General features: G+C 46.5%; 22 protein-coding genes. 19 read left to right on the top strand and 3 right to left on the bottom strand.

Annotated features, from left to right (window positions below; all coding sequences use genetic code 11):
• Positions 1-192 precede the first annotated feature (192 nt).
• The 4 genes from ACQCVH_RS06905 (at position 193) to spoIID (ending at position 4,071) form a co-directional block, all read left to right on the top strand.
• Entirely contained in the window at positions 193-429 is a 237-nt protein-coding gene (locus tag ACQCVH_RS06905) for a DUF1146 family protein (RefSeq protein ID WP_009792651.1), read from the top strand.
• 256 nt (positions 430-685) lie between these two features.
• Positions 686-1,432: a YwmB family TATA-box binding protein gene (locus tag ACQCVH_RS06900; RefSeq protein WP_426835026.1), complete on the top strand. Its 747-nt coding sequence runs from the start codon at positions 686-688 to the stop codon at positions 1,430-1,432.
• Positions 1,433-1,465: 33 nt separating this feature from the next.
• Positions 1,466-2,773, top strand: a complete 1,308-nt coding sequence (murA, locus tag ACQCVH_RS06895; protein WP_426835025.1) for a UDP-N-acetylglucosamine 1-carboxyvinyltransferase — start codon at positions 1,466-1,468, stop codon at positions 2,771-2,773.
• Between the two features lie 269 nt (positions 2,774-3,042).
• Positions 3,043-4,071, top strand: a complete 1,029-nt coding sequence (spoIID, locus tag ACQCVH_RS06890; protein WP_426835024.1) for a stage II sporulation protein D — start codon at positions 3,043-3,045, stop codon at positions 4,069-4,071.
• Between the two features lie 21 nt (positions 4,072-4,092).
• Here spoIID and ACQCVH_RS06885 read toward each other — a convergent pair whose 3' ends face one another.
• A complete protein-coding gene (locus ACQCVH_RS06885; protein ID WP_426835023.1) occupies positions 4,093-4,512 on the bottom strand; it encodes a VanZ family protein in 420 nt (139 codons plus the stop codon).
• Positions 4,513-4,651: 139 nt separating this feature from the next.
• On the opposite strand from ACQCVH_RS06885, the gene spoIIQ reads away from it, so the two are divergent.
• From spoIIQ to ACQCVH_RS06860, 5 genes are all read left to right on the top strand, one after another.
• Positions 4,652-5,617 (top strand): stage II sporulation protein SpoIIQ, encoded by a 966-nt coding sequence (gene spoIIQ, locus ACQCVH_RS06880; protein WP_426835022.1) that lies wholly within the window; start codon positions 4,652-4,654, stop codon positions 5,615-5,617.
• Between the two features lie 436 nt (positions 5,618-6,053).
• Positions 6,054-7,622: a gamma-glutamyltransferase gene (ggt, locus tag ACQCVH_RS06875; protein WP_426835414.1), complete on the top strand. Its 1,569-nt coding sequence runs from the start codon at positions 6,054-6,056 to the stop codon at positions 7,620-7,622.
• Positions 7,623-7,634: 12 nt separating this feature from the next.
• Positions 7,635-8,237 (top strand): pyroglutamyl-peptidase I, encoded by a 603-nt coding sequence (gene pcp, locus ACQCVH_RS06870; RefSeq protein ID WP_426835021.1) that lies wholly within the window; start codon positions 7,635-7,637, stop codon positions 8,235-8,237.
• A gap of 463 nt (positions 8,238-8,700) precedes the next feature.
• A complete protein-coding gene (locus tag ACQCVH_RS06865) occupies positions 8,701-9,003 on the top strand; it encodes a DUF4212 domain-containing protein (protein ID WP_426835020.1) in 303 nt (100 codons plus the stop codon).
• A 38-nt stretch (positions 9,004-9,041) separates the two neighbouring features.
• A complete protein-coding gene (locus ACQCVH_RS06860) occupies positions 9,042-10,712 on the top strand; it encodes a sodium:solute symporter family protein (protein WP_426835019.1) in 1,671 nt (556 codons plus the stop codon).
• A 91-nt stretch (positions 10,713-10,803) separates the two neighbouring features.
• Here ACQCVH_RS06860 and ACQCVH_RS06855 read toward each other — a convergent pair whose 3' ends face one another.
• A complete protein-coding gene (locus ACQCVH_RS06855; protein WP_426835018.1) occupies positions 10,804-11,484 on the bottom strand; it encodes a LysM peptidoglycan-binding domain-containing protein in 681 nt (226 codons plus the stop codon).
• A 727-nt stretch (positions 11,485-12,211) separates the two neighbouring features.
• On the opposite strand from ACQCVH_RS06855, the gene spoIIID reads away from it, so the two are divergent.
• From spoIIID to ACQCVH_RS06815, 8 genes are all read left to right on the top strand, one after another.
• Positions 12,212-12,484 carry a sporulation transcriptional regulator SpoIIID gene (spoIIID, locus tag ACQCVH_RS06850; RefSeq protein WP_009792667.1) on the top strand — a complete coding sequence of 91 codons (273 nt, stop codon included), beginning with the start codon at positions 12,212-12,214 and terminating at the stop codon, positions 12,482-12,484.
• Positions 12,485-12,946: 462 nt separating this feature from the next.
• Positions 12,947-13,948 carry a rod shape-determining protein gene (gene mreB / locus ACQCVH_RS06845; RefSeq protein ID WP_426835017.1) on the top strand — a complete coding sequence of 334 codons (1,002 nt, stop codon included), beginning with the start codon at positions 12,947-12,949 and terminating at the stop codon, positions 13,946-13,948.
• A gap of 532 nt (positions 13,949-14,480) precedes the next feature.
• Positions 14,481-15,317 carry a flagellar hook-basal body protein gene (locus ACQCVH_RS06840; protein ID WP_426835016.1) on the top strand — a complete coding sequence of 279 codons (837 nt, stop codon included), beginning with the start codon at positions 14,481-14,483 and terminating at the stop codon, positions 15,315-15,317.
• A gap of 40 nt (positions 15,318-15,357) precedes the next feature.
• Complete coding sequence (locus ACQCVH_RS06835) at positions 15,358-16,182, top strand: flagellar hook-basal body protein (RefSeq protein ID WP_426835015.1); 825 nt, start codon at positions 15,358-15,360, stop codon at positions 16,180-16,182.
• Positions 16,183-16,197: 15 nt separating this feature from the next.
• Complete coding sequence (locus tag ACQCVH_RS06830) at positions 16,198-16,464, top strand: DNA-directed RNA polymerase subunit beta (protein ID WP_426835014.1); 267 nt, start codon at positions 16,198-16,200, stop codon at positions 16,462-16,464.
• Positions 16,465-16,560: 96 nt separating this feature from the next.
• Positions 16,561-16,995, top strand: a complete 435-nt coding sequence (gene fabZ / locus ACQCVH_RS06825; RefSeq protein ID WP_224902168.1) for a 3-hydroxyacyl-ACP dehydratase FabZ — start codon at positions 16,561-16,563, stop codon at positions 16,993-16,995.
• Positions 16,996-17,230: 235 nt separating this feature from the next.
• A complete protein-coding gene (locus ACQCVH_RS06820; RefSeq protein WP_426835013.1) occupies positions 17,231-17,566 on the top strand; it encodes a hypothetical protein in 336 nt (111 codons plus the stop codon).
• Positions 17,567-17,752: 186 nt separating this feature from the next.
• Complete coding sequence (locus ACQCVH_RS06815) at positions 17,753-18,151, top strand: hypothetical protein (protein WP_426835012.1); 399 nt, start codon at positions 17,753-17,755, stop codon at positions 18,149-18,151.
• Positions 18,152-18,383: 232 nt separating this feature from the next.
• On the opposite strand, the gene ACQCVH_RS06810 is transcribed toward ACQCVH_RS06815, so the two are convergent.
• A complete protein-coding gene (locus tag ACQCVH_RS06810; protein WP_426835011.1) occupies positions 18,384-18,818 on the bottom strand; it encodes a YwpF-like family protein in 435 nt (144 codons plus the stop codon).
• A 261-nt stretch (positions 18,819-19,079) separates the two neighbouring features.
• Between ACQCVH_RS06810 and ssb the strand changes: the two genes are divergently transcribed.
• Positions 19,080-19,439, top strand: a complete 360-nt coding sequence (gene ssb / locus ACQCVH_RS06805) for a single-stranded DNA-binding protein (RefSeq protein ID WP_426835010.1) — start codon at positions 19,080-19,082, stop codon at positions 19,437-19,439.
• Complete coding sequence (locus ACQCVH_RS06800; RefSeq protein ID WP_426835009.1) at positions 19,436-19,606, top strand: hypothetical protein; 171 nt, start codon at positions 19,436-19,438, stop codon at positions 19,604-19,606. The genes ssb and ACQCVH_RS06800 overlap by 4 nt, the downstream gene beginning before the upstream one ends.
• Positions 19,607-19,800: the final 194 nt, after the last annotated feature.

The raw sequence follows: 19,800 nt of genomic DNA, 5'->3' as shown, positions 1-19,800 counted from the left end.
GAGGCTGGTGAAAGGCGCCGGCCTTCCTTTTTATTTTTTTCCTAAAAGAATGTAACCTTTGCAGGGGAGCTTACGTCAAATGAATGGAGACATTCGTCTGTCATTTGGAATAATGGCTCCAATCAATTTATTTACGAAGCGATTGGTGCTAAAATCTAAGTACTGAATGAAAGTTTCTAGGGGGATTGCCAAATGATTTCAGGCTTCGGCCAGCAGGCATTACTAAGCATCATCTCACACTTGTTTTTCATTGCGATTGCCTGGTGGGCACTGCAGTCAGTCAACTATGAAAAGTTTCTGAGAGCCCATCATGTGTTCCAGGCAAGAGTGCTGTTCGTCATGCTTTCCATCGTCATTGGATCGATTGTCAGCAATTTTTTCCTCGACTATCTGCTATGGTCGCAGCAGCTGCCGCTCATTCTCCAATAAAGATGAGTTAAGTAGCGCAAGAAGCGAAATATAGGTCTTCACGCATGTTCCATTACAGCAGGAAACTTAGTAAAATCTTTTTTGTATGTCAGCAGCTTGCTTGCTGCAAATACATATGCGCACTTTTGTGAAAAAAGTCACGTATACACATAATGTGAGCTTTCCGGCTTCTGCACTTGTCAAAAAGTGACGACTTTTCCCTGGTATGCTCTCTCCCAGCTTGGCAACAATGGTAGTAAGGGGAGTGAGATACAGGATGAAAAAGTTTACACTTTATTTTGCAATTATCGCTATTATTGGTTTTGTCACTATAAACCTTGGGAATAAGACGACTGTAGCTTTCGGAAAGCATGACCTATTGACTATGGCCTCAGTTCTTCAAAACAAAGATATTTTGATTCAAGACTGGACGATTCATGCAAGAAAAAATATGGAAAATGTCGAAAATCTTCGGGACGCCGAAACGCTTGCCGGAAAATTGAAGGCAGATTATCCGGATTGGGAGTGGACATCAAGCTCCAGCAAGGATAAAGCCGAGTATACAGCGGTTTTTCAGGCAGACGGAAATAAAAAAGAGAGCATAAAAATTCTAACGACCCTCACAAATGGCAAGGCTCATACGTATTTAATTTATGAGGCCACAGGCCATGGCTGGGGGAAGGAAACGGAGACCTTCCTTAAAGAGGAACTTTCCGATAAGCTCTCCGACATATTTCGTGGAAATGCCACAATTTTCTCTTGTATTAAAGGCGAGTTCGGTGATAAGATGAAAAAGACTTTGCCTGATAATGTAAATGAATTGATGAAAGCTTTTGATGCAAAGGAAATTGAGTCATTAAAAGAAAGTTCTTTTATATCAACATCGGCGTATTCTCCAATGTTTGCCGGGTCGATTGAAAGCAACAATGATGAGATGAATTTACAAATTGGATTAAGAACTCAAGGATTGGGCGGAAAGACTACCCTTGTAGTTGGAACACCAATCATTACGATTGAATATTAATATAGAGAAATTGGACGCGGAGGGGAATACACTTTGGAAAAAATCATCGTCCGCGGCGGAAAAAGGCTAAGCGGTACTGTTAAAGTAGAAGGAGCAAAAAATGCTGTCTTGCCTGTTATCGCCGCTACACTGTTAGCAAGTGATGGGAAAAGCGTAATTCGTGATGTGCCGACTCTCTCCGATGTATATACCATCAATGAAGTGTTACGCTATTTAAACGCCGAAGTGGAGTTTAAAAATAACGAAGTCATCGTGGATGCATCAAGAGAGCTTAAGGTTGAGGCACCGTTTGAATATGTTCGCAAAATGCGCGCATCTGTACTCGTAATGGGATCATTGCTTGCGCGCAACGGCCGTGCCCGTGTCGCACTGCCAGGAGGCTGTGCCATCGGATCACGTCCTATCGACCAGCACCTGAAAGGCTTTGAAGCCATGGGTGCTAAGGTGAAAGTAGGAAATGGCTTCATTGAAGCGGAAGTAGAAGACCGCCTTCAGGGAGCAAAAATATACCTGGACTTCCCAAGCGTTGGGGCAACTGAAAACATCATGATGGCTGCAACCCTTGCAAAGGGCACAACAATCATCGAGAACGTTGCAAAAGAGCCTGAAATTGTTGACCTCGCTAACTTCCTCAATAAAATGGGGGCAAAAGTAAAAGGTGCAGGTACAGGTACAATCAAGATCGAGGGTGTTGACGTGCTTTTCGGAGCAGTCCATAACATCATCCCTGACCGCATCGAGGCAGGAACCTTCATGGTAGCAGCTGCTATCACAGGCGGAGATGTGCTGGTACAGAATGCAGTTCCGGAACACATGACATCCCTGATTGCCAAAATGGAGGAAATGGGTGTCACTTTCATCGAGGAAGGCGAAGGAGTCCGTGTCATCGGTCCTGACAAGCTGAAGGCTGTTGATATCAAGACAATGCCTCACCCTGGCTTCCCGACTGACATGCAGTCCCAGATGATGGCCCTCTTGCTTCGTGCAAAAGGAACCAGCATGATCACTGAAACGGTATTCGAAAACCGCTTCATGCATGTAGAGGAATTCCGCAGGATGAATGCTGAAGTAAAAATTGAAGGTCGTTCCGTTGTCATGAATGGTCCATCCAATCTGCAGGGAGCAGAAGTTGCAGCAACCGATCTTCGCGCAGCAGCAGCCCTGATTCTGACTGGCCTGGTCGCTGACGGCGTTACCCGCGTAACAGAGCTTAAGCACCTTGACCGCGGCTATGTCGGCTTCCACAACAAACTGGCAGCTCTTGGCGCTGACATCGAGCGCATCACAGAAGTGGAAGAAACCATTACCGAAGAAACTTTCGTAACAGATATGAATGCTTAATAAAGCTCCCGAAATCTTTCGAAAAACCGTAGAACCTTGTTGTCTGATATCCGACGATAAGGTTCTGCGGTTTTTTGATTTTATGCAGCGGAGCTGTTTTTACGACTGATCATGCTGAATGTAATCTATTCTTAATACCGGCCTGGTCTCAAGGCAAAACCCTTCTCCCATCTGAGGATTCTTGTCATAAAAGCTTGTCCACAGCCATATGAATGAATGGAGATGGCCAGTTGGTTATTTGACAATCATTCGATATGGAGGCATAATTCATGATTAAATTTAAACCGATCCTACTACTATCCGCCCTACTGCTCGTAACAACCCTGATGATCCCGACATTGCTCGTCCTCCCATTCAAGGATGCGAAAGTCAGCGGCAAGCTGGGCGAAGAACTCCAGCAGCAGGAAAAGCCGCCAGCAGCTGCCAAGCCTGCCGGACCGGCAATTGACGTGTCTGTATACCGCACGATGGCCAAAAAAGTAGAAACGCTTCCTCTTGAAGATTATGTAGTCGGGGTGGTGGCCTCTGAAATGCCTGCCGACTTTGAAAAAGAAGCACTGAAGGCACAGGCACTGACAGCCAGGACCTATATTGTCAGGCAGATGTTGGGCAAGGTGACAGACGGGCTGCCGGATGGAGCGATCGTAACGGATACGGAGAACCATCAGGTCTATAAGAATGAGGCTGAGCTGAAAAAAATCTGGCAAAAGGATTACAGCTGGAAGATTAAAAAGATCAAAGAGGCCGTGAGCGAAACGAGCGGACAGATCCTGACATATGAAGGCAAACCGATTGAAGCCCAATTCTTCTCCACGGCAAACGGGTATACCGAAAGCTCGGAAGAAGTGTGGTCCAATGCCATGCCATATTTGAAAAGTGTGGAAAGCCCATGGGATGTAGGGACACCTAAGTACCAGGCACAGAAAGAGATCACTGTCGCAGAATTTGAAGCAAAGCTCGGCGTAAAGCTGCCTGCTGACAACACGATTGGCACCGTTATTGAAAGAACGGCCGGAAAGAGGGTCGGCAAGGTGGATATTAACGGAAAGGTTCTGGAGGGTACAACGATTCGCACAGATCTCGGACTCAGGTCCACCGATTTCACGTGGGAGCGCAAGGGCAATAATATTGTCATCACCACGAAAGGTTTCGGCCACGGTGTCGGTATGAGCCAATACGGAGCAAACGGGATGGCAGCAGAAGGGAAAACCTTCAAGGATATCGTCACATACTATTATAAAGGCGTCGAAATTGCCTCAGCCGAGCAGGCATTGACAAAAATAACCGCACAAAAATAGGACTGGGGCCTGACCCCATTCCTATTTTTTTATATTCTCTATTCTTTTTAAAAAGCTGGCAAGCAGTTTGAAGCGTCCGCCGAACCTGGCCTGATAGACAAGATAATAAGACACAGCCACGCCAATCCAGTCCTTGGCTACATCGATCAGAGAAGAAGACCGTGCCGGTATGAAGGATTGATGGATCTCGTCTGTAACGCCATACAGGGCAGCAATGGCTGCCAGGGTGATATTGAGCTTCTTAGTGAAGTTTCCGCCAGTTAAAAAGGCCAGCACCAGCAGGAAATAAAGGATGGCAAATTCAATCAGATGCATCGATTCCTTCCAGAAACGGTCAACCTCAGAGTCAGGCAAAGCAACAACGGCATCAGATGGCATGCCCGATAAAAACCAGATCAGCCCCATATATAAGAAGGGCAGAATTCGTATAATCATTTTCATTATTTTTCTCCTGAAATTTATTTTGATGTTTCATGCATAAAGCGGAGAGCTTTGTCGAAAAATAAGCATTAAAAAATTTTTTTCCGGTATGTATATAAAACCCTCAATCTGTTCAGAATGATTGCTGAGGTGATGATAAATGAGAGAGGAAGAAAAGCAACGATCTTCTCAAGATTCAGGTTTCAAGCGCTTTATGAAAAAAAGGTGGGCATTCCCGGCTATCTATCTGGCGAGCGCAGCAATCATTCTAACCGCGGTTCTTTGGTATCAAAACTCGAACAATGCGACAGATGAGTATGATTACAGCGATACTGATGTTGCCGAGAAGAAATACGATGAGCCATCAGTAGAAGTTACCCGCTCAATGGAAAACTTTGTAATGCCGGTAGCCGACCAGGATTCAGTTGAAATCCAAAAGCAGTTCTATGATTACACAGGCAAGAAAGAAGAACAGGAAGCAGCATTGGTTTTCTACAATAATACGTACCATCCGAACACTGGAATTGATATCGCCCAAAAAGATGGCGAATCCTTCGAAGTGAAAGCAGCCCTGAGCGGAACTGTGACTAGAGTGGATGAAGATGCGCTATTAGGCAATGTCATCGAAATCGAGCATGACAAAGGTATTGTAACACAATATCAATCTGTTACAGATGTAAGTGTAAAACAAGGCGACCAGGTTGAACAAGGACAAGCTCTTGCGAAAGCCGGCCAAAGCCTATTTAACGAAGAAGCAGGCGTCCATGTACACTTTGAAATCCGCAAGGACAATGTACCTGTCAACCCGCTTGACTACTTCAATAAGCCATTGAGTGCGCTTCAGGAAGCTACACCGACTGATAACACAGGTGCAGCCGACGACAGCGGTGCTGCTGAAGAAAATGACAGCGATGCATCAGCTGAAGGTGAAGAAGCCGACGATGCAGCAACTGGAACAGAAGAACCAGCAGATGAGAAAAAAGCTGCTGAAGACGATAAAGCAGCAGAAGATAAAGAAGACAAAAATGCAGGCGATAAAGAAGATCAGGACAAAAACAATTCCGGAGATCAGGAAGAAGAGTCCACAGATTCATCTGACGCCAGCCTGAACAGCGAAAACGCTTAATAGGAATGAGAAGGCCCGCCCTGATGAAGGCGGGTTTTTTTGTTGTTGGTGAGGAGTTGGCTTGGCTTGCTGGCTCGAATGCCGGGGCTGGCTGCTCTTTTGGGCTAGTTGCTAATAAAATGGGGAAGTTGCTAATATATCCGGAAAGTTGCTAATAAAAAGAAAAAGTTGCTAATATCAGGAAAAAGTTGCTAATAAACGCAATTTCCGACCCTCCGATGGCCTATCGCCATCTAAATTCTCCCCTGCACTGACCTGCCCGGTCCAAACCATTCAACAGAATACTCACTCATTCAAAATTTTTCGACATTTCCCCCTTTTCTCTGGTATAATATTTCGCAAGGCGAAGGTTTTGCCTAGCTGGTGCCTGGCACCGTCAATAGAGGGGGAAAAGAATTTGTCTTCAAATCTTACATATCCATATCAGTCACAGCGGATGGCTTCAATTGCGCGGAACGGGATGGTTGCGACCTCCCAGCCCCTTGCTGCCCAGGCTGGGCTCGACATAATGAAAAAAGGCGGAAACGCCATTGATGCGGCAATTGCGACTGCTGCCTGCCTGACGGTCGTAGAGCCGACTTCAAACGGGATAGGCGGCGATGCTTTTGCGCTTGTTTGGACGAATGATTCACTGTACGGTTTGAACGGAAGCGGACCATCACCTCAGAGCATCAGCATTGAGAAAGTAAAGGAGAAGGGCCATGAAACCATGCCATCTCACGGCTGGGTGCCTGTCACCGTGCCTGGTGCTCCTTCTGCATGGGCAGAGCTGTCCAAGCGGTTTGGCCGCCTGCCATTAAAAGAGGTGCTCCAGCCGGCCATCGACTATGCACGTTATGGCTACCCTGTATCCCCGATTCTCGGGAAATATTGGACAGGTGCACATAAAATTTATAAAAAGCGCTTTACCGGCCCTGAATATGAAGAATGGTTCAAGGTTTTCGCACCGAATGGCAAGGCTCCGGAAATCGGTGAAATGTGGAAGTCTGAGGACCACGCAAGAACGCTCGAAGCGATTGCAGAAACGAACGCTGAAAGCTTTTACCGCGGCGAAATTGCCGATAAGATTGCCAAGGCATCTGAAGAGGGCGGAGGCTTCCTTTCCAAAGAGGATCTGGAAGGCTATAAAGCTGAATGGGTGGACCCGATTTCTGTTAACTACCGCGGGTACGATATTTGGGAAATCCCGCCGAATGGCCAGGGACTGGTAGCACTGATGGCCCTGAATATTTTAAAAGGCTATGAGTTCACCCATCGTGAAGATTCGGCACAGCTCCATCTGCAGCTGGAAGCGATGAAGCAGGCGTTTACAGACGGCAAGACTTATATCACAGACCCTGACTTTATGAAAACGAAAGTAGAAGACCTTCTCTCAGAGGAATATGCCGAGGCAGCACGCAGAAAAATTACGGGCGAAGCGCGCCTTCCAGAGCCGGGCTCCCTGCCAAAGGGCGGCACTGTCTATCTGTCTACTGCGGATGGGGAAGGCAATATGGTTTCGTTTATCCAGAGCAATTATATGGGCTTCGGATCAGGAGTGGTGGTGCCAGGCACCGGAATCGGGCTGCAGAACCGGGGGCATGATTTCTCCCTTGATCCAAACCATGAAAATGCCCTTGCACCCGGCAAGAAGACCTATCATACCATCATCCCTGGCTTTATCACAAAAGGCAGCGACGCAGTGGGGCCGTTCGGCGTAATGGGCGGATACATGCAGCCGCAGGGCCATGTACAGGTAGCCATGAACCTGATTGACTTCAACCTGAATCCGCAGGCAGCCCTTGATGCGCCGCGCTGGCAATGGACTGAAGGCAATAAGATAGAGGTTGAATATGCAATGCCAAACCATCTCGTGAAGCAGCTTGCCGCCAAAGGGCATGAAATCAAGGTGGCCCACGACTCAGGCGGCTTCGGGCGGGGGCAGGTTATTACCCGAAACCCGGAAACAGGCGTGCTGACAGGCGGGACAGAGCCGCGCACAGACGGAACGATTGCCAGCTGGTAAAGGAGGAGCATGATGAAGAAATTGCTTTTGACAGGCTTTGAGCCCTTTTTGGAATTTCCGATCAACCCGACGGAAAAGGTTGTTGAAGCCCTGAATGGAAAAAAGATCGGAGACTATGAAATCATCGGAGTCCTTCTCCCTGTCGAATTCAAAGAATCACCGGTAAAAATATTGGAAGCTTACCATGAGCACCAGCCGGATGCTGTCATCTCGCTCGGCCTTGCGGGAGGCAGGAACAGCATTACACCAGAGCGGATCGCCATCAACTGCCGCGACGGTGAACCTGACAACAGCGGAGCAAGACTGGAAGATTCGCCGATCGAAGAGGAAGGGCCGGACGGCTATTTCTCCACACTTCCAATCAGGAAGATGGTTAACAGATTAAAAGAGAACGGTCTGCCGGCTGAAATCTCAAATACAGCAGGAACATACTTATGCAATAACGTTATGTACACCATCCTGCATGCAATAAAGGCGAGCGGGAGGGAGATTCCGGCCGGATTCATCCACATACCGGCCTCCCACCAGCTCGCCGCCAAAAGCAAACGCAGCCTGCCAAGCTGGTCTGACTGCGATTTGCAGGAAGCAGTAAAACTGATGATAGAGGCTTTGTAGGGGGACAGATTTTGTCCCCTTTTTTATTTTTGGGAGACTAGCAGAAAATATGTCTGCCAAAATATCTTGACCCCGAGAGAGTTTCAAGTGATAATATAGTTAAAATTTTCATAAAATTTAGTCTTTTAATTCAACAGCATTGGGGGTAACCATTTGCCGACTCTTATGATTGTGCTGCTATTGACAGCATTCTGCCTTTTTCTTGCGCTGCGACAGAAGAAGCCCATCTTCCTTGCAATTCCTTTTCTGGGGATATTCGTTTACTTCCTCGTACAAATCATCCTGGTCCCTGCACCGTTTCTCGATACCATCAAGTTTATTTTCAGCCTCAGCTGATCCGGACCTGCCATCCCTTATGGCGGCAGGCCGATTAGAATATAACTTTTTATAAGGAGGGAATTGAGCCGATAAATGAACACGCTTCCATATGAGGGTAAATCCATTAATTGCGAGGTGCAAAAGTTTGAAAAAAATTGATAAGGCAACTGCAGACAGTTATTTTCGCGAAAAAACGAGAAACATGATCATCTATTTTGCTATCTGGTTCATCGTTTCCTACGGGGTAGTGCTATTTGCAGAGCCGCTCAGCGAAATGACGATCAACGGCTTCCCGTTCCATTATTTCATGGGTGCACAGGGAGCGGTCATTACGTTTATCATTCTTTTATTTGTGAATGCGAAACTAAGTGATTCGATTGACCGCAAGTATGGGATTGATGAGGATAAAAACGAACAGATCAGTTCTGGGAATGTGCTGGACCACTAAAATGCTTTTGTGTAGATAGAAACCTTAAGGGGGATTACATGGATACACAGTTTTTGGTCTCTTTATCAATTATTCTGGCTACATTTGCTTTATATATCGGTATTGCCGTCTATAATAAGGCGCGTGCCACCTCGGATTTTTATGTCGCAGGGCGCGGTGTCCCGCCGATTTTCAATGGAATGGCAATCGGCGCCGACTGGATGAGTGCAGCTTCCTTTATCGGGATGGCCGGTACGATCATGCTGCTCGGCTACGATGGTCTCGCCTATATTATGGGCTGGACGGGCGGCTACCTGCTCTTGACGTTCCTATTGGCGCCGCAGCTGCGCAAGTATGGGCGCTATACTGTTCCGGAGTTTATCGGCGACCGCTATAACAGCCATACAGCAAGGGTCATCGCCGCCATCTGTACAATCGTTATCTCATTTACCTATTCCATTGGCCAGCTGTCAGGCTCCGGCGTGGTAATCGGCCGATTGTTTGAGATCGATGCCAAACTCGGTACTATGATTGGGGTAGTGCTGATCGCCTTTTATGCCGCTTTCGGCGGGATGAAGGGAATTACCTGGACACAGGTAGCGCAATATATCATCCTGATCATTGCCTATCTGATCCCTGTTATTTTTATGTCCCTGCAGCTTACCAATAATCCGCTTCCGTGGATTTCATACGGCGAGCTCGTCGGCAAGATGGGTGAGCTTGACAGGGAGCTTGGAATCTCCGAATATTTCGCTCCGTTTACGAACGGGACTAAATGGCAGTTCCTTGCCCTCATGTTCACACTGATGGCGGGAACAGCCGGACTGCCGCACGTGATTGTCCGCTTTTATACGGTTTCTACAATGAAGGCAGCCCGCTGGTCAGGGGCCTGGGCTCTGCTCTTCATCGGATTGCTTTATCTTTCTGCCCCGGCTTATGCTGCTTTTTCACGTTTTATCCTGATGACAAAGGTTGCCGGCAGCAGCATCAGCGAGCTTCCGGCGTGGACTAAAACATGGGTTGACACAGGGAAGCTGCAGCTTGCCGATGGCAATGGGGACGGCATCCTGCAGTGGAGTGAGCTGATCATCTCAAATGATATCGTCGTCATGGCAACACCCGAGATTGCCAATCTCGGCGTATTCGTCATCGGCCTTGTTGCAGCCGGCGCCATGGCAGCTGCCCTGTCCACAGCGGGCGGGCTGATGATCGCCATTTCATCTTCATTTGCACATGATATTTTCTATCGGGTCTGGAAGCCTAATTCCACGGAAAAAACAAGGCTCAGTGTTGCCCGCTGGTCCATTGTGGTCGCCACGCTTCTGGCAGGCCTGATCGCCTTGAATCCGCCGGGGGCCATTACCCAGATTGTCGCCTGGGCCTTCGCTCTTGCAACAGGAACCTTCTTTCCGGCGCTCGTTCTTGGCGTCTGGTGGAAGCGGTCCAATGCTAAAGGTGTTATCTCCGGGCTCCTTGTCGGTCTGGGTGTGACTTTGGCTTATATCTTTGCCGCAAAATACGGCGGTTTCACTATCCTGGGCATTATAGATACAGGAGCGGGCGTATTTGGGGCAGCAGCAGCCTTCTTGACCAATATCATTGTATCGAAGGCCACCGAGGCTCCATCCCAAAAGATTCAGGAGGAAGTAATCAATCTGCGCTATCCTGAACAAATGATTTATAAAGATGGGGAAGTGTGGATGGATGAGGGGAAATCCAAATCCGTTTAACAGATTTCCTAATAAGGCTGTGCGGCTCTCTTTTGGAAGAGAAGCTGTACGGCTTTTTTTTTGCGGCTATCGACAAATTTCTCGGGAAATATTATTTTTTCATAGAAACAAGAGCACCGTCTTTATATGATATAGATACATTTTGTCCTGAGAGCTTCTGATAGTTCTGGGCGGTTCCATATGCCACTTTTAAAGCAACATATCCATCCTCTGTTTTGAATTCCACCGTGAAGTTATCTGCTGCTCCAACCACTTGTGCATCCACATAAGGAGTCTCCTCATGGATGATCAGTTTCTGGCCGATCAAGAGGAAATTGCTGTTCAGCCCATTCAGCCTTTTGATCGTCTCTATCGGAGTATGGAAACGCTGCGACAGCTCCCAGAGGCTGTCCCCTGCCTGTACTGTGTAGACGGAGATGTCTGCAGGTGTCTCCTGATCAGGTGCCGGTGTCACTGCCGTCCTGTCTGCTTCAGGTATCTTCAATTCCTGTCCTGGAAAGATAAGATTGCCAGTAAGATTATTTGCTGTTTTCAGATCGGAAACAGAAACGTCATAGGATTTTGATATTTTATAAAGAGAATCGCCTTTTTTCACGCTGTACACCGTTTGTTCTTCAGCCTCTGCATGCCCGGTGCCAGCCGCCATAAAAGAGGATAAAGTGATTGCCGCTGACAGGGAAATGGCAGCCGCTTTCTTTTTGCCTTTATACTTGTCTTTTTTCCTGCTTGCTTCTATACGTTCCTTTCTCGTCATCGTAATAATATGTTCCATTGAATAACCCGCCTTTTTATATATTTGGATAAATTTGGATGTGTAACCAAAATTATGAACGCTGAGCCAGAATTCATTTTATGTTAATCAATACCCTCCGGCAATAGGGATAAACTCATGAAAAAAAACGGCGGATATCCTGCTGGAAGAACTACTATTTTTGCTGAATAGGAGGATTTGTGCCCAGTTTTGAGCATAATATCTCTGAAAATATAGAACAAAACGATTAAAGATTTTCCTATTAAAAGGAGCAGATGGGAAAAAGATAGAGAATTCACATAGGGCATAAACACCCAGGAAAATGTCGGGATCTGTCGGAAAAGGGTTATTTCGTCCTTTACACCTCTGAGGACAAAGGCAGGAGGAACTGGATTGTATCTCCAGAGGATACTGGAAAAAGAGAATCTGATGTCCGATTTTTCAAATAATTTATATGTGCCTTGTCCTTATTGCCGTAATCGTGCATATAATCTCAACCAAGCTAATAAAATGTTACAAACCTTACACAAAAGAGAGAGTATGAGGTGCAGAGTCGTTTTGACACCAACAAAGAGCAGGCCCAAAGGACATGTTTATTCCCTGCAGTATTAGAGAGCACAGCTTTCTGCCGCAAAAAAAGCCGATTCTACCAGCTGTTGTATCAGAATGTGCGGAATGGAGAATTTCGAAAAAGCGAAACGGGTCTCATTTCACACTCCTCACATCCAATTTAGGGAGGGCGAGTGGTGTGCACGATTACATCAAAGAGAGAACTATCAAGATTGGAAAGTATATCGTGGAGACGAAGAAAACAGTTCGCGTGATTGCGAAGGAGTTTGGCGTATCCAAAAGTACAGTCCATAAAGATCTGACAGAAAGACTTCCTGAAATCAATCCTGATCTTGCAAACGAAGTAAAGGAAATACTTGATTACCATAAATCGATCCGCCACCTGCGCGGGGGAGAAGCCACGAAAATGAAATACAAAAAAGAGGAACTGGAAGGCGAGCCTGTTCAGTAGGCTGTGAAACTGAATATGAGAGAGGAAGAAAGCGCAGCCGACAGGATTTGTGCTTTTTTCTGCTTTAAAGCATATTTTAAACGACAAATTTTGCGGGATTGCTACAAAATTTTTACAAAATGTTTCTAGTTAAGGTTTGATTGTGATAAAATAAACAATTAGGATAGAACTTGGAAAAAACATTTACAGCTTTGTAAGCCAGCCTAATCTTTTAATGGAAAGGCTTCCTTTTGATGAAAAGATTTGCAGCGGCTGAAAGCTCTGGTATAAACGCCGCCTGGCCGTGCCTGCATCGGCAGCTTCCGTCTGACAGCAGGGAAGGCACAGGGGGTTCATAAAAAAATTGAAGCAGCGGCAACTGGCCAGCAGGAAAAAATCGATCGGCGCTTTTCTGCCGGCGAATGACTTCATTCAGAAGCCGGAAGCCCGTGCTGGCTAAGTGCAGGGAGGAAAAAAAGTAAAATGTTTGCAAGAGATATTGGAATTGATCTGGGTACTGCCAATGTATTGATTCATGTAAAAGGCCGGGGAATTGTATTGAATGAGCCATCTGTGGTGGCAATTGACAGAAATAGCAATAAAGTGCTGGCTGTAGGTGAAGAAGCCCGCCGCATGGTAGGGCGCACGCCCGGCAATATTGTGGCCATCCGCCCGCTGAAGGACGGCGTCATTGCCGACTTCGATGTGACAGAAGCCATGCTGAAGCATTTCATCAACAAATTGAATGTAAAAGGATTCTTATCCAAGCCGCGTATCCTGATATGCTGCCCGACCAATATTACCAGCGTCGAACAGAAAGCGATCAAGGAAGCTGCAGAAAAAAGCGGCGGCAAGAAAGTATACCTTGAGGAAGAGCCGAAGGTGGCTGCAATTGGCGCCGGCATGGATATCTTCCAGCCGAGCGGGAACATGGTTGTAGATATCGGCGGAGGAACTACAGATGTAGCTGTCCTTTCAATGGGAGATATCGTTACATCTTCTTCAATCAAGATGGCCGGTGACAAATTTGATGCCGAAATCCTCAACTACATCAAGCGTGAATATAAGCTGTTAATTGGGGAAAGAACAGCTGAAAACATCAAAATTAATATTGCCACGGTATTCCCGGATTCCCGGGATGAAGAAATCGACATTCGCGGCCGGGATATGGTCTCAGGGCTTCCAAGGACAATTACAGTCCGTTCTGGGGAAATCGAGCAGGCGCTCCGCGAATCCGTAGCTGTCATTGTCCAGGCTGCCAAAACAGTACTGGAAAGGACGCCGCCAGAGCTTTCTGCCGACATCATTGACCGGGGCGTCATTCTTACAGGGGGCGGAGCCCTTCTGCATGGCATCGACATGCTGCTGGCCGAAGAGCTCAAAGTGCCGGTCCTTGTGGCTGAAAACCCTATGGACTGTGTAGCGGTCGGAACCGGCATCATGCTGGACAATATTGATAGATTGCCTAAAAGAAGACTGGGTTAATTGATAAAGCGTGCGGGGGTCCGTGCGCTTTTTTCTGTGGTTGGGCCGGAGTTTGGGGAGGTTTTGACTCTGATTTGCTGTGTTCTTTGAGGGAATGGACATAAATTTAGGTAACTTCGAGGAGATGTTATTAGAATGGAGGATGTGCATTTCATCGGTGAGGCGCTTTTTTGAAATTTTGAAGAGATCATGCCAGTTTCGGCAATAATCATTCCAGATCCAATATTAATCATTGCAGTTTCAGCCTTACTCATTCCGTATCCCATATATTTACAATTACATCAAACCAATCCCCCAGCATCACCAAAATAATCCAACTTCCACAAGGCACCACCCCACTCCACCCTCCAAAAAGTGACCACAAACCCGCGAAATCCGCTGTTTTTTTCATATATTGACACTTTTTTGCAAAAATCTGCTGTTTCTTCGGCAGATTTTTTTTATAATAGAGAGTAACGTATTATAATTATCTGTCCCTTTTGATGGTGAAAATGATGCCTGGTGCAAACCGGGCAATATATAGAGGTGGAACATGTTCAGAGGTTTTTATACTGTGGCATCCGGAATGCTTTCCCAGCAGCGGAAGACGGAGATGCTGACGAATAATATGGCAAATGCCAATACGCCTGGGTACAAAGCAGATCAGGCTTCCATGAGGGCATTTCCGGAAATGCTTCTCCAAAGTGCGGGCCAATTGAGCCTGCCGGTTGAGAAAGGCTATAAAGTCCCTGTCAGTCAGCCGATCGGGCCGATCAATACAGGTGTGTATATGCAGGAAGCAATGGCAAACTTCCTGCAGGGAGATATCAGGGAAACGAATCAAAAAACGGATCTTGCACTTGTTGATCTGGCTATGCCGGTTAATGAAGCCGGCATAGCGGGTTCGGCTTTCTTTAAAGTAGAAGGTGCTGACGGGCAGGCAAGATATACCCGTAATGGCGATTTTACTCTGGATGGGGAAGGCTTCCTTACAACATCGTCAGGCCAGTATATTTTGGATGATGGAGATAACAGAATCCAGCTGGCAAGCGATCAGTTCACGGTAGATGAGGCTGGCCGGATTACTGGCGCCAACGGGGAAACTGCCGTCATCGGCATTGCTTTTGCCGCGGATCCGCAAAGGCTGATCAAAGAGGGGGGCGGGCTTTACCGCACTGATGATGGAAATCCTCTTGAAAATGCAGCAGGCAACCCGGATGCCGGCTTCCAGCTGAAGCAGGGCTTCCTGGAAGGTTCAAATGTAGACTCCAGCAGGACAATGACAGACATGCTGACCGCATACAGATCTTTTGAAGCCAATCAAAAAGTGCTTCAGGCATATGATAAAAGCATGGAAAAAGCAGCAAACGAAATCGGCAGGGTCGGATGATGGCCGCAAAAAACTTTAAATCCCTAAAAGGGGGAGTTCGATGAGCAGAATTATGATCACAGCGGCCAATACAATGGCACAGCTTCAAAAACAAATGGATATCACAAGCCATAACATGGCCAATATAGATACAGTCGGCTATAAACGCAGAGAAGCGAGCTTTTCGGATCTGATGGTCCAGCAATTTGCGAACCAGCCAAATTCGCCTGATGAAAACAGGCTCACCCCTGATGGGCTCCGGATGGGGACAGGAGCGATGCTGGCCCAGTCCCAGGCTGTTATGAATCAGGGCAGCATCAAGGAAACAGGCCGCCAGCTGGATACAGCATTTACAAAGGAAAACCAGCTGTATAAGGTTCTTGTCCGGACAGAAGCAGGGACAGCCGTTCAATACACGAGAGATGGCGCTTTTTATCTGACACCGGTTTCTGAAACAGAAAGCATGCTTGTGACAGGTGCAGGCCATGCGGTCCTGGACGAAAACGACAACCCGATTTACATCAATAGCCAGTCAGGGGAGTTCCGGATCACTGAGAATGGCATCCTTGCCGCCATGGATGGGAATGGCAATGAACAGACTTTCAGCCTTGGAATTGTCCAGGTCAATAAACCGCAGTTTCTTGAACAGCAGGGGGGCAATCTGTTTGCCCTTGCCGCAGGAGCAGCGGGCAATGAAGTGATGACAGATCTTTCAGGCGCCCTAAGAGGGCAGGCAGCTGTCCAGCAGAGGGCTCTTGAGCAGTCGAATGTGGATATGCAAAAAGAAATGACCGATCTGATCAGTACACAGCGGGCCTATCAGTTCCAGTCGCGGGCTATTTCAATGGCAGACCAGATGATGGGGCTCGTGAACGGAATCAGGTAAAGGGGATTAAAATCAATGCTAGAGAAGGATAACCAGAAAGCGGCCAGCATGCGTGAGCAAAAGAAAAAGCAAAGATTGGAAGAAAAAGCCGCAGGCAAGCGGATCATCCGTATTCGCCTTGTCCCGATCTGGCTTCGGATCATTATTGTGCTGATTTTAATTGCCGGAAGCCTTATCCTTGGGACAATCGTGGGATATAGTGTGATGGGCGGCGGGAAACCATCCGAGGTCTTTGAAAAATCCACCTGGATGCATATCAAGGATTTAGTGATAAAAGAATAATTTTGGCCGGGAAGGGAGTTTGCCCTTCCTTTTTTCTGTTCATTTACAGTACAATAAAGATATATGATACCTATTATTAGCAGGAGGTACTAAAATATGTTGGATATAGAGCAAATCAAAGAAATTATCCCCCACCGCTATCCTTTCCTGCTCGTGGACCGCATCCTTGAGGTTGAAGAGGCGCAGCGGGCAATTGGAATTAAAAATGTGACGGCGAATGAGGAATTCTTCAATGGGCATTTCCCGGACTATCCGGTTATGCCTGGGGTACTGATTGTTGAAGCCTTGGCGCAGGTCGGTGCCGTTGCCATGCTCAAAAAAGAAGAAAATCGCGGGCGCCTCGCCTTTTTTGCAGGCATAGACAACTGCCGGTTTAAAAGACAGGTAAAGCCGGGCGACCAGCTTCGCCTTGAAGTGGAAATGACGCGTGTAAGAGGTGCCATCGGGAAAGGAAAAGGCACCGCAACAGTAGATGGGGAGCTTGTCTGTGAAGCGGAGCTGACGTTTGCTCTTGGAGACAAGCAGGAGTAAATGATGGAGAATGTCCGGACTGCCGGGCATTCTTTTTTTTTATGCCGAAAAAACAAACTAGCACGTTTAGCTTGTCCCATATACGTGTATGTATATAATATCCTGGCCAGCAGGTGACAACTTGCATATAAAAATCCCCCTAAAATAATTTTTTATATGCAAGTTGTTTCTTTTTTTGGACATCATATGAAAAGACCAAGGTCAATATAAACAACCAGAAGGGAGCTTTTTACTTATGAAGAAAAGGCTTTTAACATTAATTGGCGGATCGGTGCTTTCAGCAATGGTATTGGCAGGCTGCAACAATGACCAGGAGCCTCCTCCGGAAGACGACAACACACCGCCAGTTGAAGAAGGCGACATGAACGGAGATAACGGCGACATGAACGGCAACAACGAAGATAATGGCAATATCAACGAAAACGATAATGGCGTTATTGACGACAATGGCGAAAACGGCGACACCAACACAGACGAAGATAAAGACATGATGGAAGATAATAATGATCCTGGTGAAGATGCGGTCGAAGACGATCTTGACATGCAGGATGATGACAATAAGGATAAATAATGAGTGAAAAGGGCAGGGTGATTCCTGCTCTTTTTTTCACGCAGAAAACATATAATGGAAGATGTCTTAATCGTAACCAGGTTTGCATAAATGATATTTTTTTGTAAAAATACGTCTAATTATGCTATTATTAATGTTATGATTGAGTTTAGGGTTTAGAAATTGCTGGGGGGTACTTTATTAATTATGTATAAAGATTTATCACCAGGTGTGAAGATTAGCATAAGCAGATCGATAACGACATCTTTTGAACAATATATGGCAAAAATCCAGTGGGACGAGAAAAGTTTTAATCTTCAGGATTTCGCCAGCGATTGGCGTGAATATATAACAAAACATTCTTCTTGGTATGATAAGCTGGACAGCGGTGTAAAAGCAGATCCGTCTTTCCATGAAGATCTTGCTGCAAAAATGAATGAAACAATCGATAAAATCCTTTCGGAAGAACCAACCGCCGAACAGATTGAAGAAATAGAAAGCCTCCAGAAAGACCTGGGAGAGGAAGTCGATTTCTCCTGCAAATCTGAAGCGAAGTATCTGATCGACTGGATGAAAAAGGAACTAAAAAAAAAGAGGAACAGCTGAGCCCTGCGGATGAAAAAGAACTGAAATATGCTTCGATTCTATACTACCAGGCCTTTGAAGCAGATCTACCTCATCTTGACTATCGAAAACAGGATATTGAGTTCCTCGTACAGCAGCTTAAACGCAAGTTAGCCGGAGAAAGACATAGTCTCCAGAATGCCCTTATTGTACACTAGGGCGGCAGGCCCTATTCATAAATAAACGAAGCTCCCTGATCCGGGAGCTTTTTGTGTTACTTTTTGGCGGCTGCCAGGCTTGGCTTGCTTTGCATCCTGTTCTTGAACTCCGAAAGCAGGTCTTCCCCGGTGTATCCTTCCTGCATCAGGCTGTTAAGCAGCCGCTCGGCATAATCACTTTTCGTTCTCATCAAGCTTCCTTCCAGCAGGACACTGATATGGTTTTCCAATTCTTTGACGGAAGAAACAGTGATAACCAAGGGAGCCGGATCATTCTCTTTCTTTGTAATGACAGCCTGTACTGTCATCACCTTTTTCGATTCCTTTGCCGCAGTGAAATATTCGAGAAATGATTTGCTGGTATACGCCTCTATCAGCCAGTTGCTCAGGTCGTCCTCTTTGTTGATGATAAGGCCGTCATCAAGAAAGATATCCTTCAAGCCATCGTCCTCCACAATCTGCAGGGAGACCAATTTAAATGTCTTCATCATCACTGCCTCCTTTCCTATAATAGATTCTTGGTTAAAATTATAGCATAGCCCCCCTTGAAAGCGAATTTTTCCATGTCGAAAAATAACAGCATAGACTTCCGAATTTCTATTTTACGGATAGAGTTATCCTGGAAAAAACGATTTTACAGTCAGGAACCTCTCATTCACAGGCGGAAATACCGCTCAAAAACAGATTTCTGCCTTTTTGCCATTCCGGCAATAGCCTGTAAGATAAAGCTATCACAAGAAAGGAGATGAGAAATGATCAACCAAGTCATTCTGGTAGGAAGGCTGACGAAGGATCCGGAACTGAAGATTACCGCTGGCGGAATATCAGTTGTGAATGTCACAGTAGCGGTCAACCGGCAATTCAAGAACCAAAAAGGCGAAATAGAAGCTGACTTTGTCCAATGCACGCTGTGGGAAAAGACAGCTGAAAATACCGCCCAATATTGCCAAAAAGGCTCCCTTGTCGGCATGACCGGCCGGATCCAGACAAGGAGCTATGAAAATCAGGAAGGAAAAAAAGTGTATATAACAGAGGTGGTGGCCGAATCGGTCCGTTTCCTTGAGCCGAAACGCGTGAGCAGCGGCAGCCAAAGGGAGGCGGCAAAGGTATGAGCAAGGACCAAAGCGCAGAAGCACTCATAGAGATGCTGATCAAAATGGCAGGACGGTCCAATGAACGGGCAGGCCAGCTGGAAAAAAGGATAGAGCAGCTCGAATACATCCTCCGCAGCATTCCGCAGGAGAATCTTCCTTATCAAAAAATCCGCCGTATCCATTAACCAATTCTCACCCCCCGCAAGAACACGCCTCAGTAGAAAAAATCAATGAAACCCCGCCATTCCTCCATTTTCCGGCAATCCCTGCCGGTTTTTTCTTTTTCCTGGGTAAGGTGCTGTCGAGAAATGTTTCGAGGCTCGAATAAATAAGGCTAATGGACTAGCATAATGCGAACACATTCATGACTATTTCCCCT

The organism is Bacillus infantis (assembly GCF_050107595.1).
Taxonomy (GTDB): Bacteria; Bacillota; Bacilli; order Bacillales; family Cytobacillaceae; genus Bacillus_AB; species Bacillus_AB infantis_C.
The sequence above is the reverse complement of the archived record's forward strand: the minus strand, read 5'-3'. Positions and strand labels throughout refer to the sequence as shown.

Excerpts from the sequence above, each read along its gene's own strand:
- ACQCVH_RS06905 (WP_009792651.1), top strand. The coding sequence starts at position 193 with ATGATTTCAGGCTTCGGCCAGCAGGCATTACTAAGCATCATCTCACAC.
- ACQCVH_RS06900 (WP_426835026.1), top strand. The coding sequence starts at position 686 with ATGAAAAAGTTTACACTTTATTTTGCAATTATCGCTATTATTGGTTTT.
- spoIID (WP_426835024.1), top strand. The coding sequence starts at position 3,043 with ATGATTAAATTTAAACCGATCCTACTACTATCCGCCCTACTGCTCGTA.
- ACQCVH_RS06885 (WP_426835023.1), bottom strand. The coding sequence starts at position 4,512 with ATGAAAATGATTATACGAATTCTGCCCTTCTTATATATGGGGCTGATC.
- spoIIQ (WP_426835022.1), top strand. The coding sequence starts at position 4,652 with ATGAGAGAGGAAGAAAAGCAACGATCTTCTCAAGATTCAGGTTTCAAG.
- ggt (WP_426835414.1), top strand. The coding sequence starts at position 6,054 with ATGGCTTCAATTGCGCGGAACGGGATGGTTGCGACCTCCCAGCCCCTT.
- pcp (WP_426835021.1), top strand. The coding sequence starts at position 7,635 with ATGAAGAAATTGCTTTTGACAGGCTTTGAGCCCTTTTTGGAATTTCCG.
- ACQCVH_RS06860 (WP_426835019.1), top strand. The coding sequence starts at position 9,042 with ATGGATACACAGTTTTTGGTCTCTTTATCAATTATTCTGGCTACATTT.
- ACQCVH_RS06855 (WP_426835018.1), bottom strand. The coding sequence starts at position 11,484 with ATGGAACATATTATTACGATGACGAGAAAGGAACGTATAGAAGCAAGC.
- mreB (WP_426835017.1), top strand. The coding sequence starts at position 12,947 with ATGTTTGCAAGAGATATTGGAATTGATCTGGGTACTGCCAATGTATTG.
- ACQCVH_RS06840 (WP_426835016.1), top strand. The coding sequence starts at position 14,481 with ATGTTCAGAGGTTTTTATACTGTGGCATCCGGAATGCTTTCCCAGCAG.
- ACQCVH_RS06835 (WP_426835015.1), top strand. The coding sequence starts at position 15,358 with ATGAGCAGAATTATGATCACAGCGGCCAATACAATGGCACAGCTTCAA.
- ACQCVH_RS06830 (WP_426835014.1), top strand. The coding sequence starts at position 16,198 with ATGCTAGAGAAGGATAACCAGAAAGCGGCCAGCATGCGTGAGCAAAAG.
- fabZ (WP_224902168.1), top strand. The coding sequence starts at position 16,561 with ATGTTGGATATAGAGCAAATCAAAGAAATTATCCCCCACCGCTATCCT.
- ACQCVH_RS06820 (WP_426835013.1), top strand. The coding sequence starts at position 17,231 with ATGAAGAAAAGGCTTTTAACATTAATTGGCGGATCGGTGCTTTCAGCA.
- ACQCVH_RS06815 (WP_426835012.1), top strand. The coding sequence starts at position 17,753 with ATGTATAAAGATTTATCACCAGGTGTGAAGATTAGCATAAGCAGATCG.
- ACQCVH_RS06810 (WP_426835011.1), bottom strand. The coding sequence starts at position 18,818 with ATGATGAAGACATTTAAATTGGTCTCCCTGCAGATTGTGGAGGACGAT.
- ssb (WP_426835010.1), top strand. The coding sequence starts at position 19,080 with ATGATCAACCAAGTCATTCTGGTAGGAAGGCTGACGAAGGATCCGGAA.
- ACQCVH_RS06800 (WP_426835009.1), top strand. The coding sequence starts at position 19,436 with ATGAGCAAGGACCAAAGCGCAGAAGCACTCATAGAGATGCTGATCAAA.